This window comes from Micromonospora sp. C28ISP2-4, assembly GCF_030519385.1.
GTDB classification, from domain to species: Bacteria; Actinomycetota; Actinomycetes; order Mycobacteriales; family Micromonosporaceae; genus Micromonospora; species Micromonospora tulbaghiae.
This window is the reverse complement of record NZ_JAUMKG010000005.1, coordinates 45,478-62,951: the sequence shown is the minus strand read 5'-3', so window position 1 is coordinate 62,951 and position 17,474 is coordinate 45,478. Positions and strand designations below refer to the sequence as shown.

The window sequence follows — 17,474 nt, the reverse complement described above, 5'->3', positions numbered from 1 at the left end:
TGGGCCGCGGGAGCCGTCGTCCCCGGGAGCGAACTTCGACGCTGGGAGGTACCGCCTTGAGGAATGATCCAGCGCCCGACGCGCGGAGCAGTGAGCCGGGCAGTGAGCAGAATCCGTACGATCTGATCGGCGTCGGCTTCGGGCCGTCCAACCTCGCGCTCGCCATCGCGGCCGAGGAGCTCGACGGCGAACGGACGTGTCTGTTCTTCGAACGCAGCCCTTCCCTGCAATGGCACCCGGGAATGCTGCTCGAGGGCTCCCGCATGCAGATCTCGTTCCTGAAGGACCTGGTGTCGCTGCGCAATCCGGCCAGCCCGTACACCTTCCTCCAGTACGCCAAGGCCAAGGACCGCCTGGAGCGGTTCGTCAACCTCAGCGAGTTCCGGCCGACCAGACTGGAGTACCAGGACTACCTGCGCTGGGTCGCGGAGTTCTTCGCCGACCAGGTCCGCTACCACACCGAGGTCACGAGGGTCTCGCCGGTACGGCGGCCGGGAGAGGACGTGCACCGGCTGTTCCGGGTGGAGGCGCGCGACATCCGAACCGGGGAGACCACGGTCCACCATGCGGCGAATGTCGTGCACGCCGCCGGCGGACGGCCCCGCCTCCCCCCGGGGGGAGTGTGCGCCAGCCCGGCGGTCATCCATTCCAGTGACTTCCTGCCGCATTTTCCCGACCGGTTCGCCGACCGGTCGCGGCCCTACGAGTTCGCTGTCGCGGGCGACGGGCAGAGCGCCGGCGAGGTCGCGTTGTACCTGATGCGCACGTATCCCGAAAGCCGCGTACACCTCTTCCTGTCCGGCCAGGCGCTGCGGGCGACCGACAACAGCCCGTTCGTCAACGAACAGTTCTTCGAGAGCAGCGCGAACGCCTTTTCCGCCCGGACCCGCGCCGAGCGGACCGCGCTGCGGGCAGAGCTGCGCAACACGAACTATGGCGTGGTCGAGGCCGGAACCCTCGACGACCTTTACCGGACGGTGTACGAGGACGAGGTCCGCGGACGCCAACGGCTGATCGTCCACCCGGCGACAAGGGTCGTCGCCGTGCGGGAGGGCGACGAGGGTCCGCGGGTCGCGATCCTCGATCGTCGCAGCGGCGCGGAGGGCGAGATCCGGTGCGACGGGGTGGTGCTGGCCACCGGATACGTCCGGGCCCTGGACGAGTCGATCTTCAGCGAGCTGACGCCCTTCCTGCGGACCGAGGGCGACAAGCTGCTGCTGTCGGGCTACCGGGTGCACACCACCGCGGAGGTGGAGGGCGGGTTCTACGTCCAGGGTTACGGCGAGCAGCACTTCGGACTCGGTGACACCCTGCTGTCGCTGCTCCCGTTCCGCTCCCGGCAGATCTTCACCGACATCTGCCGGCGGACCCCGCCGCCCCGACGGGCGGTGGCGGTGTCCGGCGCGTCGGCGTACCCGCCACCGCACTACCTCGAGCACGACCCGGAGAAGCTCTACGCGGTGATGGAACGCTTCAACTTCGCCACGGTGATCTCTGCCCGGGCCGCCGAGGACCCGGTCGTGACGCACGTGCCGCTCACGCTCGACCGGTCGCGCGGCGCACACGGCGTGCTCTTCGGGCATCTGGACCGGGCCAACCCCCATGCGCAGCTGATCGACGGCAGGCAGGTGACCGTGGTGTTCCACGGACCGAACACCTACCTGTCGCCGTACGCGCTCGAGACCGAAGCGCTCCCCACCTGGAACTCGATGAACGTCCACGTGCGCGGTCAAGGCAGGCTGCTCGCCGACCGGGCCGCTCTGGTGACCGGGCTCTCCGGGATCTGCGAGAAGTCGGACCCCGGCGCGGACTCCTACCGGCTGGATCCGGACGACCCGCGCATCGACCGGCTCGTCGACTACGTCGTGGGCTTCGAGATCGAGATCCAGGCTCTGGTCGGGCGGTTCAAGCTCTCCCAGGAACTCGACGACCGGAACCGGCGGCTGGCCGCGTCCGCGCTCATGGCCACCGCGCGACGCGACGAGAGCGAGGTGATCGGGAAGGTCTTCGGGATGAGTCCGGTCAACGGCCGGCAGAACGGCTCGCCCGCGCTGTGGAGTGCCCACTCACGCTGACTCGATCCGGCCGACGGGCCTGTGCGAAGGCCGACGATGCGACCGACCGACACCGATTGCGGAGGACGGCAATGCGGGAGGAACAGACCTCGTGGAACCTCGATCGTGGACGGGTGATCTCGGCGCTGCGCGAGGCCGGATCCGGCAGGGGGACGGTCCTGCTCTACGAGGGCGCACCGGAGACCGGGAAGACGTGGGTGCTCGACGAGGCGCTCCGGCTCGCGGCGGATGCCGGTTTCACGACCGTCCGGGTCCGCGTAGAGGACGAGCCGGTCGCGGACCCGGCCGCCGGCCGGGACCTGACCGCCGTGGTGATCGACGACGTGCACCGCGCCTCGCCGACGGTCGCCCGGACGCTCCGGTCGCTTACCACCGCCGAACGACCCGTCCTCTGGGTGCTGGCTCGCGAGTCCGGGGCCGGCTGTTCCGAGGTCGAGCGCCTCTGTCGGGCGATCCGGGCACGGGGTGACGCGGGCGGGGAACTCGTCCCGTGGACGGAGGACGAGACCACCGACTACCTCACCGAGCGGTTGCACGCGACACCGGACCCCGCGCTGACCCGCCTCGCCGGCACCGCCGGCGGCAACCCGGCGCTGCTCGAGACGCTCGTCGACGGCCTGTCGGAGGAGGAGTTCGTCGAGGTCAGCGACGGACGCGCACGGTTGGTCAGGTCAGGGCTGCCTGACCGCGTGCTGCGCTCGGTGCGGGAGCGCCTACTGCGCACCTGCCGTGAGCAGTTGGCACGTGACGCGATCGCCCAACTCACCGACGCCGCGCTTCCGGCCGGGGACCACGTCGGCGTCGTCGGTCGGCCGCAGGAGACGGTGACCCGCGCGACCCGCGCATGGCGCTGCGGCGCCCTGTCCCGTGGACTGCGACTCGCGCAGCAGACGATCTCGGAAAGCCGTCGTCTGGCCGGCCAGGGCGCCGCGGCTGACGTCGAGTTCGCCGCGGCCGTCCTGCTCGCCGACGCATCGCGGTTCGACCAGTGCGACGAGGTGCTGGAGGCCGTCCGTGCGCGGATGACGCGCGCCGGCCGCGCCGGATGGGAGGGGCGGTGGTCGGGGGCCAGAGCCCACTGCCTGATGCGGGCCGGCCGGCTCGGCGCCGCGGTGTCGGTCCTGGACGGTCGTCCGGTCGCCGAGTTGGCCCCGTCAGAGCTGGCGATACACGCGCTCGCCGCCCTCCGGGACGGCGACGTGGCGAAATCGGCGCGGTACGTCCGTCGCGCCAAGTTGGCCGGCGGTCGTCCGGCGGAGTACGGGTGGGTGGCACTGCAACTCGCGGAGGCCCAACACGGCCCGGAGCACGCCCTGTCCCTTCTCGCCGAGACCTACGGCACCGACCTGCGGCTCCGAGATCTGCTCGTGCACGAGCCGGCGGCGGCGCCGTTCCTCGTACGGGCCGCGCTGGCCTGCGACGAGCGCTCCACCGCTCGGTGGGTCTGCCGACTGATCAGTGACCTGGCGGACGGCCTCTTCCCCGCCTTCCGCGCGGCCGAGGCCCATGCGCACGGCCTGCTCCATGAGGATCCGGGACAGCTCTCACGGGCGCGACGGCTGTACCCGGACATCTGGTCGCGCGCCCGGGTGGCCGAGGACGTCGCCGATGTCGCACACGACGCCGCCGGCGGCGGACGGTCACGGGCGCGGCTGCGGACGACCGGCGCGCTCCAGGAGGCGCTCTCGCTGTACTCGGAGGCGGCTGCCGCACGGGACTTCGCCCGGGTACGCAGCAGACTGCGGTCGGTCGGCGTCTACGACACCTACGCCCGGTTCGGTGGCGCCTCCGGCACCACCTTCGTCGACCTCACGAGCCAGCAGGAACGCATCGTCCGGCTGGTCGCCGACGGCCTGACCAACCAGCAGATCGCCGACCAGATGTTTGTCAGCTCGCACACTGTGAACTTCCACCTCAGGAGCATCTTCCGCAAGATCGGCGTCAATTCCCGGGTCGAGCTGGCTGCGAGGTACAAGTCGTGGACGACCACCTCGATGCCGCGGTCGGGTTGACGGCCGTCCAGCACCGGCTCGCCCGCCGGATCAGCGCACCCACGCCAGGACCAGAGGAGTGTCGTCATGTCGCGTACCGATCGGTCGGCTGTCGGAGTCGTTCCGGCCACGCCGGCAGTCCAGACCGGGAACCTCGTCACCGACTTCTATGACGACATCCGGAGGCTCTCGGCGGCGACGTGGCCGACCCCGGTACGCGACGACCGGACACGGTTCACCGTGGGCGGAGCGCTGCCCGACCTGACCCCGGCCGTTCGCCGCTACCTAGAGGCGGCCGAGGTGTCGTGGCACGAGATGGGGTACTACCAGGACCACCGGTTGATGCTGCTCAACCTCGCGCGCAACCCGGGGACCAACACGACGAAGACTTTCGCGTCGTTGCTGATCGTCGCCCGTGCGGCCGAGTTCGTCCGGCGGTACGGCGAACCGGTGGTGATCTTCTCGCCGACGTCGGCCAACAAGGGCACCGCGCTGCGGGACGCGCTCGCCCGAGCGCTGTCCTGCGGTCTGGTGGAGCCGGAGCAGCTTCGTGTGGTCGTCCTGGCGCCGGCGGCGAACGCCGCCAAGCTGCGCGCGAACGCGTTGTCCGCGGACCCCCGGCTGGCTCGGCTGAACCCCGTGCTGACCTCCGACGACCCGGTCGCGGAGAGCGTCAAGGCGCTCGGCCGGCGCTTCGTCGACGACTACGCCGAGAGGGTGCACCGGGAGCACGGCAGTCACCTCTGGTATTCCCTCGACCTGAACAACTACCTGATCGCGGACGTCGGTCGCGCACTGTTCGAACACGCCGTGGCGCCGGTCGACGCCGCCGACCGGCCGCGCACCCACGCGCACGCGGTGTCGAGCGCCTTCGGCCTACTGGGCTACCACCTCGGCCGCGACATGCTGGAGCGCGACGGCCGGTCGGACCCGACGAGGCGGCCGCACAGCCTGCTCGTGCAGCACCTCGGCACGCCGGACATGGTGCTGCACCTGCGATTCGGCGACTTCGACCGCGACCGCGTCCCGCGGTATCGACCGGATCCCGTCACCGGCCATCTCCAGCAGCGGCACGACCCGCACTTCCCGCTGCTCACGACCGATCCGGGCGAGGTCCTCGACCCGACCTTCTACACCCGACGGCCCACGACGGCAGACCGGATGACCGACATCATCGAGCGGCACGGCGGGGACGGGATCGTCGTGTCCGGCCTGGAATGCGCCCAGCGGTACGCGCAAGCGGCGCCGCTGCTCGCCGACGCCGGTTTCCGCGTACCGGAGGACCCCGCCACGGTGCGCGAGTGGTCGCTCATGATGGCCCTCACCGGTGTCCTCAACGGCATCGACCGCGGCCTGGTCGGTCCGGCCCACGACCTGGTGGTGCACGGTTCGGGCTGGTACACCGACGAGGACGTCAGAGCACTGACGGGTCGCGAGCTGACGCCCGTGTCGTCGGCTGACGACATCTTCCGGGCCGTGTCCGCCGGGAGCCGTTCTTGCTGATCCGACGCTCGGTCCTCGCGCAGCCGGTGTTCGCCTGGCGGACCAGCACCCGGCCGGGGCTGGTTCGGCTCAGGTCGGCCTGGGACGACGTCCGGTTTCGCCGCGCGACGTCCGTCCGGTCCACGGTCGACGGCCCACTCACCCTCGGATACCTCGGCCTCCCGGAGGGGACCAGTCATGTGATGCCGTTCCTGGAGAAGCAGGCGGCCCGCGGCGGGCCGGTCCTGCGCCGGAGCACGCGGACGGTGCCGTGGGCCGAGGCGCTGGCGCCCGCCGACGTCGATCTCATGGCCATCGGCGCGCCGCCCGCCCGCGTCCGGCCGCTGTTGTCGGCCGGCGACCTGCTCCTTCCCTTCCGAGTCGAACTCGTCGTGCCAGTCGTGCCGGACGTGGCGGCCATGCGCGCCCGCGTGTCGAGGAAGGAGCGGCAGCGCGTCGCGCGCCAGCGGCGTGACCTCGGGTGGAGGCTCGAACACACCGCCGCCGCCGAGGACTTCCAGTGGTTCTACGACCACGTGCACCTACCGACCATGCGGCGGCGGCACGGCCCCGCGACCCGCAGCCTGGAACGCGACATCGCGCTCCAGTGCGTGTTCCGCCGCGGTTTCCTGTTCTTCCTCACCGATGAACACGAACGCGTCGCGGGAATGCTGTGTCTCTTCGACCGGCGGACCCACACACTCACCCTCCGGCTGGCCGGAGTGACGCACGGCGCCCCGGCCCACTACGCCACCGGCGCGTTCGCGGCACTGTACGTGCTGATCCTGGAGTGGGCGGCCGTACACGACGTCCGGGCGGTCAACCTGTCCGGATGTGAACCCTTCCTCAGCAAGGGGATCTTCCAGTTCAAGCGGAAGCTGCACCCGCAGGTGATGCGGCCAGCCGACCACTTCGGGGCCAAGCGGCTCCTGCTGCGGGTGGTCCGGGACACGCCGCGGGTACGGGACTTCCTGGTGGCCAACCCGGTCATCGCCGAGGCCCCCGGCGGCGGGCTGGAAGCCGTCTACTTCCACGACGACCGACGGGCGGCGCGCCTTGACCTCCGCTGGGAGGGCACCGGCCTGCGCGGCGCCCGGCTGACGCACCTGGACTCGTTCCTGCGGTCCACGTCCGACGGGGGGACACCATTCGTATCGGCGTGATGATCCTGCCCGCGATCGGGTGGCGGGAGGCACAACAGTGCTGGCGGCTGGTGGACGAGCTGGGCTTTGCGCACGCCTGGTCCTACGACCACATCGCGTGGCGCGACCTGATCGGGCGGCCGTGGTACGCGGCGGTGCCCACGCTCGCCGCCGCCGCGCAGTGCACCCGGCGGATCCAACTCGGCACGCTGGTCGCGTCCCCGAACTTCCGCCATCCAGTGCCCTTCGCCAAGGAGGCGCTCACCCTGTCGGAGATCTCCGGCGGCCGCTTCGTGCTCGGCCTGGGCGCGGGGGGCTCCGGCGTCGACGCGGAGGTGCTCGGCTCGCCGCCGTGGTCACCGGCCGAGCGCCGCGAGCGGTTCGTGGAGTTCGTCGAGGTCGTCGATCAGCTGCTCCGCGAGCCGTGTACGACCTACGCGGGCCGGTTCTACTCCGCGCGCCGGGCATGGATCGACCCGGCCGGAGGGGCGCGCGCCAGACTGCCGGTGATGATCGCCGGCAGCGGTCCCACCGGGATGCGCCTCGCGGCTCGCCACGGCGACGGCTGGGTGACCCACGGCGTGGCCGCGCAACGGGGGCGCGTGGCTCCGGAGGCGACACCCGAGACGGTCCGCAGGCAGCTCGACGCCGTCGCGCGGATCTGCGCCGAGGAGGGCCGGGACCCGGCCACGTTGCGGAAGCTTGTGTTGAACGTCAATCGCACGCACTCGCCGCTCGCCTCAGTCGGTGCGTTCACCGAGACGGTCGAGCGCTACGCGCGGATCGGCGTGACAGACCTGATCGTGCCGTTCCCGAGGAGCGAGGCGCCGTACCAGGGGAATGTGCGTGTGCTGGAGCAGATCGCGGCGGACGTGCTGCCCGCGTTGACGGAGGACTGACCGATGTGCGGAATCGCCGGCTGGGTGGACTTCACCCGTGACCTGTCCACGGAGGACGCTCTCGTCGGGGCGATGACCGGCGTCCTCGCGCCTCGCGGGCCGGACGACGGGGGCCTCTGGCTGTCCCGGCACGCCGCCGTCGGTCACCGCCGACTCGCGGTGATCGACGCCGCGGGTGGCACCCAGCCCATGGTGACCACCCGGTCACCCGGTGGCGAGCCGATCGTGCTGACCTACAGCGGGGAGATCTACAACTTCCGGGAGCTGCGCGCCGAACTCCTCGCGCGGGGGCACCGGCTACGTACCCGGTCCGACACCGAGGTGCTGCTGCACGCGTACGTGGAGTGGGGTTCGTCGGCCGTCGACCGCATGGTGGGCATGTTCGCGTTCGCCGTGTGGGACGGCGACCGCCGGGAGCTGTTCCTGGCACGCGACCGCCTCGGCGTGAAGCCGCTGTACTACCACCGCTACCCGGGGGGCCTGCTGTTCGGATCCGAGCCGAAGGCGATCCTCGCCAACCCGCTGTTCACCGCCCGGACGAGCGAGGACGCGTTACCGATGCTGTTCAACTCCCGGCTCACCCCGCTGGGCCGGACCCCGTTGCTGGGGCTGTCCGAGGTGCGGCCCGGGCACGTGCTGCGGTTCACGCCGGACGGGATCGCCGAGTCGCGGTACTGGGCGCTGCACAGCCACGAGCACACCGACGACCTCGACAAGACGGTGTCGACCGTGCGTGAACTGCTCGAACACATCGTCGCCGAGCAGCTGGTCTCCGACGTGCCGCTGGGCGCATTGCTCTCCGGCGGCCTGGACTCGTCCGTGGTGGCGGCGCTCGCGGCCGGGCACCTGCGAGAGAGGGGCGCTGGACCACTGGCGACGTACTCGGTCGACTTCGCCGACGCCGAGTCGCACTTCCGGCCAACCACGCTGCGCCCGGATCGGGACAGCCCGTTCGCCACGCTGGCTGCCGCGCACCTCGGCGTCGACCACCGTGAGGTGATCGTGGACGACGAGCAGATGCGCGCCGCCCTTCTGGTCGCCCGACGCGCACGCGACCTGCCGAGCCTCGGCCAGTTCGACGCGTCGATGCTGGAACTCTTCCGTTCGGTGCGCCGGACCTCGACTGTCGCGTTGTCCGGCGAGGCGGCGGACGAGGTGTTCGGCGGCTACCCGTGGTTCCACGAGCCGGACGCGGTGTGGGCGGACACGTTCCCCTGGTTGGGAGACGGGGTGCGGCTGACCGACTTTCTCGCGCCGGACGTGCAGGCCCGGATCCGGCCACGGGAGCAGGAGCGTGACCTCTACCGGACGCTGCTCGCCGAGGTGCCCGACCTGCCCGGGGAGTCCCGCCTCGGTGCGCGGATGCGGGAGGCGCTGTATCTCAGCATGCAGGCCCCGCTCTCCCTGCTCCTCGACCGGAAGGATCGGATGAGCATGGCTGTGGGGCTGGAGGTGCGGGTGCCGTTCTGCGACCACCGGCTGGTCGAGTACCTGTGGAACGTCCCGTGGGAGATGAAGACGGCCGACGGCCGGGAGAAGAGCCTGCTGCGGATGGCATTCGCCGACCGGCTGCCGCCCGGGGTGTCGAGCCGGCCCAAGAGCGCCTACCCGGCGTCGTTCTCGCCAGGCTACGCGGCGGAGGTGACCGCCGGTGTGCGGGCGCTGACCGGCGATCCGGCGTCGCCCCTGGCCGAGGTCCTGGACCAGCGACGGCTCGCGGACATGATCGCGGCCGCGGACCGTCCGACCCTGACGCACGCCAACCACGCCCACGTCCTGATCCCGCTGCTGGAGGTCGACCGGTGGATGCGCGACCTGCGCGTCAGCCTGTGCTGACGCCGCGACCGTGGGAGCGAGCCGGGCGAACACCGCCCGGGCCGTGCGAAGGAGGAACCCATGTCCGAACCTCATGACGCCACCGGAGCGCCGTCCGGGACGGATCCACGAATCGATCTCGTCAGGTCGATTTTCGCCGCTGTGCTCGACAAACCGACGGTGGCCCCGGACGACAACTTCTTCGACCTGGGCGGCGAGTCACTGCTGGCGTCCCGCCTGCTCACCCGGCTGCAGGCGACGTTCGGCGCCCAGCTCACCCCGCGGCAGTTCTTCACCGCGCCGACCCCGGCCGACGTGGTGAGCCGGCTCGACTCGTACCGGGCCAGCCGTCCCCCGATCCGGCGGCGTGACCGTCCGGAGCGGATCCCGCTGTCGTTCGCGCAACAGCGACAGTGGCTGCTCAACCAGGTCGCCGGTGGTGGTTGCGGCTACAACACGCCCCTGGCGTTGTGGCTGTCGGGCGAGCTCGACGTCGAGGCGCTGCGGTACGCGGTACGCGACGTCATCGCCCGGCATGAGCCGCTGCGGACCGTCTTCCCGGCGGAGGCGGGCACACCGCGGCAACAGATCCTGGACGTACCGGACGCGGCCACCGCCGTACCGGTCATCCCGCTCGACCCGAACGGGGCCCGGGCGACCATCCGGCGGTACGCGGCCGAAGGGTTCGACCTGACCCGGGACGCGCCGCTGCGCACGTACCTGTTCGTGCTCGGCCCCACCGAACACGTGCTCCTGCTGGCCCTGCACCACGTCGCGGTCGACGGCTGGTCGTTCGCCGCGTTGCGGCGTGACCTGTCCACCGCCTACCTGGCCCGGTTGGCCGGCAGCACGCCGACGTGGCCGGACCTGCCCGTGCGGTACACGGACTACGCGCAGTGGCAACGGGAGCTGGCCGACCGCGACGAGGGGTCCCTGCTGGCCGCCCAGCTGGACCACTGGCGGACGGCGCTCGAGGGCGTACCCGAGCGGCTCACCCTGCCGACGGACCGTCCTCGCCCGGCGGTCGCCGGCTACGAAGGGGGCCGGGTCCGTCTGGACCTCGACGCCGGCCTGCACCGGCGGCTCGCCGATCTCGCGCGGGAGCACCAGGCCACGCTGTTCATGGTCCTGCAGGCGGGCGTCACGGCGCTGTTGACCAGGCTGGGTGCCGGCACGGACGTACCGCTCGGCGCGCCCGTCGCCGGACGTATGGACGCGGCCCTCGACGACCTCGTCGGCTTCTTCGTCAACACGCTCGTGCTGCGCACCGACACCGGTGGCGACCCGTCCTTCCACGAGCTGATCCAGCGGGTCCGGACGGTCGACCTCGCCGCGTTCGACGCGGCGGACGTGCCGTTCGAGCACGTGGTCGAGGCGGTCAACCCGGCCCGCTCGCTCGGTGTGCACCCGCTCTTCCAGGTGCTGTTCCTGATGGACACGAACGTCGAGCCCGCGCTGGAGGCCCCGGACGTCACGAGCCGCTTCGAGACGGTCGACATCGGGACGTCCCGGTTCGAGCTGGCGTTCACCTTCCGGGAACGGCGGTCGACCGACGGCCGGCCGGGTGGTGTGGACGGGCTGGTCGAGTACGCGGCCGACGTGTACGACCACAGCACCGTCGAGGCCATGGCCGGGTATCTGCGCCGGCTTCTCGACCAGGCCGCGGCGGACCCCGACCTGCCCCTGTCCCGGTACGAGCTGCTCTCCGCGGCCGGCCGGTCCCGGGTGCTGACCGAATGGAACGACTCCACCCGGTCCCTGCCGCCCGGAGATCTCGTCACCTGGCTGGAGGACCAGGCCGAACGGACGCCCGCGGCGGTCGCCGTGGTCACGGACACGGTCAGCGTCACGTACGCCGAGCTGCATGCCAGGGCGAACCGGCTGGCCAGGGAACTGACCCGGCGTGGCGCGGGACCCGAGCAGGTCGTCGCCGTGTTCCTCGACCGCTCCGTGGACCTGCTGGTCGCGATGCTGGCCGTCGTGAAGGTGGGCGCGGTCTACCTCCCGGTGGACCCGGACCTTCCCGACGAGCGGGCCGGCTTCATGATCCGGGATGCGGGGGCGGTGGTCGTGGTGACGACCGGCGCGCACCGGCACCGTACGCCCACCCCCCTGATCCTCGACGACCCGCTCGACGCCGCACGGATCGACCGGCAGCCCTCGACGACCCTCACCCGGACCGAGCGGCGGATCGGGGGCCCTTCCGCTGCCGCCTACGTCATCTACACGTCCGGCTCGACCGGCGTGCCCAAGGGCGTCGTCATGCCCGCGGCCGGGCTGCTGAACATGGTGGCCTGGCAGGCGGACGGCGGCGCCGGAGATCCGGGAGGTGTCACCGCCCACCTGGCAAGTCTCGGCTTCGACGTGTCCCTCCAGGAGACTCTGGCCACGCTCGCCTGCGGTGGCGCGGTGGCGATACCCGACCCGGAGGTCCGGACCGATCCGGCCCGGCTGGTGCACTGGCTCGACCGGCACCGGATCAGCATGATCATCGCGCCGACGCTGATGATCGACGGCATCTGCACGGCCGCCGTGGCCGAGCACACCGAACTGCCGGCGCTGAGGGACATCGTGCAGGCGGGCTCACCGCTGACGGTGAGCGAGGGCCTGCGTGCGGTGTACGGCGGCCGCGCCGACCGCCGGCTGATCAACCAGTACGGACCGACCGAGACCCACTGCGCGGCCTCGTTCCCCGTGTCCGGCCCACTCGTCACGGGTAGCGCCGCCACCGCCGTGCCCATCGGTCGCCCCGTGTGGAACCAGCGCCTTTACCTGCTGGACGAGGCGCTGCGCCCGGTGCCGCCCGGCGTCCTCGGCGAGGTCTACATCGGCGGCGCGGGCGTGGCACGCGGCTACCTGGCCAACCCGGTGCTCACCGCGACGCGCTTCCTGCCGGATCCCTTCGGCACACCCGGCGAGCGGATGTACCGGACCGGGGACCTGGCCCGCTGGAACAGCGACGGAACGGTGACGTTCGCCGGCCGTGCCGATCACCAGGTGAAGATCCGGGGATACCGGGTGGAACCCGGGGAGGTCGAAGCGGTCCTGCTCCGGCACGCCGACGTGGCGCAGGCGGTCGTGACCGCGGTCGAGGCGGCGCCGGGGGACCTCCGTCTCGTGGCGCACGTGGTGGGCGCGGATGCCGGCCGGCCGGACGTCGCGGCGCTGCGGCGCCACGTGTCCGAGGCCCTTCCCTCCTTCATGGTCCCGGCCTCGTTCGTCGTGCTCGACCGCTTGCCGGAGAACGCCAACGGGAAGGTGGACCGGGCCGCGCTACCCGCGCCGCGGTGGACCGCCACCGGCCGGGCGCCGCGCACCCCCCAGGAAGAGCTGTTGTGTCGCTTGGTCGCCGAGGTGCTGGGACTCGCCGAGGTGGGTGTCGACGACGGGTTCTTCGACCTCGGTGGCCACTCGCTCCTGGCCAGCCAACTGGCCGGCCGGGTGCGCTCGGTGTTCGGCGTGGACCTGCCGGTGCGGGTGGTCTTCGACCGGCAGACGGTCGCGGGCATCGCCGGCGCCGTCGACGGGCTGACCGCCGGCCGGGCACCGGCGCGGCCGATGCCCCGTCCGGAGCGGGTGCCGCTGTCCTTCGCGCAGCAACGGCTGTGGTTCGTGGAGCAGTTGGCGTCGTCGGTGAGCAGCGGCTCGGCGTACCACCTGCCGCTCGTGTTCACACTGGCCGGCGAACTCGACGTGGTCGCGCTGGAGGCGGCGATCGGTGACGTGATCGGCCGGCACGAGATCCTGCGTACGGTGATCCGGACCTGCGGTGACGAGCCGTACCAGCAGGTGCTCGACCCCGAGCCGTTCCGACTGGCCACGGCGCGGTGCGCGGAGGCGGACGTCCCCGCGGCGGTGGCGGCCGAGGTCGACCGGCCGTTCGACCTGCACGGCGGGCGGCTGTTGCGGGCCCGGCTCCTGCGGCTCGCCGCCGACCGGCACGTGCTGGTCGTCTGCCTGCACCACATCGCCACCGACGGCTGGTCGATGCGACCGCTGCTGCGGGACCTGTCCGCCGCCTACACCGCCCGGCTCGGCGGCAGCCCTCCGGACTGGGCGCCACTGCCCGTCCAGTACGCGGACTTCACGCTGTGGCAGCGGGAGCTGCTCGGTTCCGGCGGGAGCGGTGTCGCCGCGCAGGTGCGGTACTGGAGGGAGCGGTTGGCCGGTCTGCCGGAACAGATCGCGCTGCCCGTGGACCGACCGCGCCCCGCCGTACGCGGTCAGCGGGGCCGGACCTTTCACTTCGACCTGGACGCGGACCTGCACGAGGGGCTCACCCGGCTCGCCCACGCCGGGGGCGCCAGCCTGTTCATGGCCCTGCAGGTGACCCTCGCCGGCCTGCTCACCCGGCTCGGCTCGGGCACCGACATCCCCATCGGCGCCCCCATCGCGGGTCGCGGCGACGAGGCGTTCAGCGACCTCGTCGGTCTCTTCGTCAACACCCTGGTGCTGCGCACCGACACCAGCGTTAACCCGACCTTCGCCGAACTTCTGGCCCGGGTACGCGAGACCGATCTGGGCGCGTACGCCAACCAGGACGTGCCGTTCGAGCAACTGGTCGAGGTGCTCAATCCGACCCGGTCGCTGAGCCACAACCCGCTGTTCCAGGTGGCGCTGGTCCTGCAGAACGCCGGCCAGGCCACCCTGGAGCTGCCCGGCGTGCAGGTGGCCGAGCAGCAGGCCGGGCTGCGCCACGCCAAGTTCGACCTCCTGTTCGCGTTCACCGAGCGGCGCGGCGACGGCGGCCGGCCCGAGGGCATGGACGGGCTGGTCGAGTACCCGACGGACATCTTCGACGAGGAGACCGTCACGGCGCTGACCCAACGGTTGATCCAGGTGATGCGTGCCGCGGTCGGCGAGCCCGACCGGCGCCTGGACGGCGTCGACGTGCTGCTCCCCGGTGAGCGGGAGAAACTGCTCGCCATGTTGGGTAGCTGACCCGGAGATTCGACGGGCGATCAGGAGGTGGCCGTGTCGGTAGCGGACCGGAGCGAGGTCGGGGCGGCCCGAAGGGCCGGCCCGCCGGGCGGGCGGCTGCGGAGCAACCCGACCTGGTGGCGCTGGCTGGCGGCGGCGTCGCTGGCCAGATTGCCCCAGACGATGCTGCCGGTCGCCCTGGTACTCACCGCCCACGCCTCGACCGGGTCGTTCGTCAGCAGCGGATTGCTCAGCGGCGCCAGCGCGATGACCTACGCGGTCTGCGCGCCCTGGCGGGGCCGGCAGATGGACCGGGCCACGCTACCCCGTGCGCTGGGCTGGTCGCTGCTCGGCTCGACGGCCGGCCTCGTCACCACGGCGATCGCGGCCGCCGCGGGAGCCCCCTTGGTGGTGCTCCTCGTCCTGGTCGTCGTGGCCGCCGCCAGTGGCGCGGGGGTGACCGGGGCGTACCGGTCACTGTTGCCGTACATCCTGCGTCCGGAGCAGCTCAAACAGGCCTACGCGATCGACGCGGTCGCCCTGCAGCTGGCGTGGATCGGTGGCCCGGCGCTGGCGTCCGTGGTGGCCGCCCTGGTCGGGCCACGGGCGTGCGTCGGCGCGGTGGCCGCCGTCCTTGCGTCGGGTGCGCTGCTCAGCTGGACGTTGCCGCGCCGGGCGGCCGCGAGCGCCACCCGGCGGTCCGGTCCGGCCCGCGCCATGCTGGCGCAACTCTGGGTGCCGTTGCTGCTCAACGTGGGGATCGGCATCAACCTCGGCGCCCTCGACGTGGCGCTCCCGGCGCTGCTCGCCGGCCACGGCCGGCCGGCCACGAGCGGTGGCCTGGTGCTCGCGGGCATCTTCGCCACGAGCGCGGTCAGCGGCTCCATCTACGCCGCGCTGCCGGCCACCAACCCGCTGCGCAGCGCGCCCACCCGCACCGTGGCCTGGCTGCTGATCGCCGTCTACGGGCTGGTCACCGCGCTCGCCGCCGGGGCGCCCGCGCTGTGGCTCGCCATCGCCTGCCTGCTGGTCGCCGGACTGGCCTTCGCGCCGGGTGACACCTCGGCCATGCTACTGGTCCCCGAGCAGGTCGCGGAGGACCGGTTGGCGGAGGCGTTCGGATACTTCGCCGCGTTCGGCTACCTGGGGACCGCCGCGGCCAGTCCGGTCGCGGGGTGGCTCGTGACGCGGTTCGGCGCCGACGCGGGTCTGCTCCTGGCCGGTCTCGCGCCGCTGATCACCGCCGTGGTGGTGCCGATGGCTCGGCTCCGCAGGAGCTAGGCCCCCGCCAGCAGGTCCGCCCGCCCGAGGTGGTCGCGCAGGCCGAGGAGTTCCCAGCGCTGCAACGCGAGCGGCACGTTGCCCTCGCGCCAGAGCCGGTCGTGGAACGCCTTCAGGTCGAACGCCGCGCCGTGGCGCCGCGCGCAGGTCGCCACGAGGTCGAGGACCTGCAGCTTGCCGACCTGATAGCTCAAGCCCTGACCGGGATTGCCGGCGAAGAACGCGGCCTCCTGCGCCGCGGTCGCCCGGTCCATGGGGACCGCTTCCGCGAGCACCTCCTCCGCCGCCTGCGGCGTCAGCTCGCCGAGCGCCAGCGCGACGTCGATGTCTGCTCGCAACGCTCGGAGCCGCCTCGCGTTGACGACGAAGTCGGCTCCGGGCGATCCGTCGTCGAACGCTCCCAGGGACAGCATCAGTTCTTCGTGGTAGAAGGCGATGCCCTCGTTCGGCGCGGAATCGTAGTAGCGACGGCGTGCCGGATTGTCGTGCCGCCATGACAGGGCGAGTTGGTGCGCGTGTACGCCCTCGTGCGCGAGCCCGGTGAGCGGATCCCGGATCTCTGCCAGGTCGAAGTACGGCAGTCGCGGGCTCGGCGGCCGGACGTAGCGCACCGCGTCGTCGTCGGACCTGGACGGCGACGCCGGGTCGTGCGCCACCCCCAGCCACGTCAACGGCTCGAGGTACGCGGGCATGGGCGCCATCCGGTAGCGTCGCCGACCCGTCAAGGGGCTCAGGAGGCCGTGCTCGGTGTGGAACCGCCGCAGAGCACGCTCGGCCGCGCGTTGCCGGCTGATCAGCTCGGCCAGATCGGGCAGCTTCCCACCGGCGGCGGCATCGGTGCGGCGCGGCAGCGTCTCGGTCCACACCGCCCGGTTCCATTCCTGCCGGGCCATCGCCCGCACCTGCTCCGCCGAGTACGGCAGGAGCGCCACCTGGTGCAGGAAGAACGCGAACGCGTCCGCGCCGACGGATACGTCGTCGGTGTCGAACGGAGCCTGCCGGGCCAGCCAGTCCCGGTATCCAGCCACCGCCCGCGCGGCGCCCGCTGTCGCGTCGGGCCACCGCCGGTCGGGCACCTCGGCGGCCAGCGCCGCCAGGGCGGAGCGCAACAGGTCGTCGGCCCGCCGGAGCACGGTGAGGGCACGCCGGGCGAACGGCCCGGCGATCGTGCCGGTGAGGTTCTCGCGTGCCTGCTCGAGCACGGCGGGCACGTTGCGCAGGTGGCGAACGATGGCGTCGACCCGCTCGGCGCCGAACGGCGGCGGCCGGAGCAGGAGGTTGTAGACGCACACCAGGCTCTGGTCGATGTAGAACGACGGGTCGCGCCGCCAGGCGCGTACCAGGTCCAGCTCCCACCGCACCCGCGCCAACGCCGAACCGAGCAGCCGCCTGTCCACCTGGGCACGCACGTCCGTCGGCGGCACGTCGATCCGGCGATACCGGTCGGCGAAGCCCGCGCCGGCCTCGCGTCGGGCGCGTACCGCCGCCGACGACCAGTCGGCCACCCAGTCCCGCGGCCGTTCCACCCGGGTGATGTCGTCGTAGGAGTCCGGTTGGGTCCGGGTGCGCCAAGCCCAGAATTCGGCGGCCAGCTCCGCCAGCGCGGGGGAAGAGGTGGTGTCCATGCCCGCTCACCGCCATGCCGGGAGACCCCGGATCGGGACCGACGATCGACAAGCGACCGTATCCGCTCGCCGGCGGGGCGGCAAGCGGAGGGCCACCGCGCGCGGTCTACCCATCTGAGTAGTTCTCCTGCCGCCGGCCGCGTCCCTAGAGTCAGTTCCTGACCTCCGTCCGGGATGGGAAAGGTTCCGGCGCGGAGTGGCCTGGCGCCGAAGAGAAGGAGCCGAGTGTGACTCTCCTGTCGTC

At 72.1% G+C, this 17,474-nt stretch carries 9 protein-coding genes; 8 read left to right on the top strand and 1 reads right to left on the bottom strand.

Features of this window, described 5'->3' with window-relative positions:
• The first annotated feature begins 56 nt into the window (after positions 1 to 56).
• The 8 genes from Q3W68_RS19170 (at position 57) to Q3W68_RS19135 (ending at position 15,605) form a co-directional block, all read left to right on the top strand.
• Positions 57 to 2,075 carry a SidA/IucD/PvdA family monooxygenase gene (locus Q3W68_RS19170; protein ID WP_302906744.1) on the top strand — a complete coding sequence of 673 codons (2,019 nt, stop codon included), beginning with the start codon at positions 57 to 59 and terminating at the stop codon, positions 2,073 to 2,075.
• A 71-nt stretch (positions 2,076 to 2,146) separates the two neighbouring features.
• Positions 2,147 to 4,087, top strand: a complete 1,941-nt coding sequence (locus Q3W68_RS19165) for a LuxR family transcriptional regulator (RefSeq protein ID WP_302906743.1) — start codon at positions 2,147 to 2,149, stop codon at positions 4,085 to 4,087.
• A gap of 66 nt (positions 4,088 to 4,153) precedes the next feature.
• Positions 4,154 to 5,569 carry a DUF6002 family protein gene (locus Q3W68_RS19160; RefSeq protein WP_302906742.1) on the top strand — a complete coding sequence of 472 codons (1,416 nt, stop codon included), beginning with the start codon at positions 4,154 to 4,156 and terminating at the stop codon, positions 5,567 to 5,569.
• A gap of 182 nt (positions 5,570 to 5,751) precedes the next feature.
• The gene (locus Q3W68_RS19155) at positions 5,752 to 6,711 is read left to right on the top strand and encodes a hypothetical protein (RefSeq protein ID WP_302906741.1); all 960 of its coding nucleotides are present in this window, start codon (positions 5,752 to 5,754) and stop codon (positions 6,709 to 6,711) included.
• Positions 6,696 to 7,589, top strand: coding sequence for an LLM class flavin-dependent oxidoreductase (locus Q3W68_RS19150; RefSeq protein ID WP_302907140.1), 894 nt, complete (start codon positions 6,696 to 6,698; stop codon positions 7,587 to 7,589). The genes Q3W68_RS19155 and Q3W68_RS19150 overlap by 16 nt, the downstream gene beginning before the upstream one ends.
• Before the next feature lie 3 nt (positions 7,590 to 7,592).
• Positions 7,593 to 9,425 (top strand): asparagine synthase (glutamine-hydrolyzing), encoded by a 1,833-nt coding sequence (asnB, locus tag Q3W68_RS19145; RefSeq protein ID WP_302906740.1) that lies wholly within the window; start codon positions 7,593 to 7,595, stop codon positions 9,423 to 9,425.
• A 60-nt stretch (positions 9,426 to 9,485) separates the two neighbouring features.
• The gene (locus tag Q3W68_RS19140) at positions 9,486 to 14,345 is read left to right on the top strand and encodes a non-ribosomal peptide synthetase (protein ID WP_302906739.1); all 4,860 of its coding nucleotides are present in this window, start codon (positions 9,486 to 9,488) and stop codon (positions 14,343 to 14,345) included.
• 33 nt (positions 14,346 to 14,378) lie between these two features.
• Positions 14,379 to 15,605 carry an MFS transporter gene (locus Q3W68_RS19135; RefSeq protein WP_302906738.1) on the top strand — a complete coding sequence of 409 codons (1,227 nt, stop codon included), beginning with the start codon at positions 14,379 to 14,381 and terminating at the stop codon, positions 15,603 to 15,605.
• Here Q3W68_RS19135 and Q3W68_RS19130 read toward each other — a convergent pair.
• Positions 15,602 to 17,230 (bottom strand): DUF885 family protein, encoded by a 1,629-nt coding sequence (locus Q3W68_RS19130; protein WP_302906737.1) that lies wholly within the window; start codon positions 17,228 to 17,230, stop codon positions 15,602 to 15,604. The two genes, Q3W68_RS19135 and Q3W68_RS19130, sit on opposite strands and share 4 nt — an antisense overlap.
• Positions 17,231 to 17,474 lie beyond the last annotated feature (244 nt).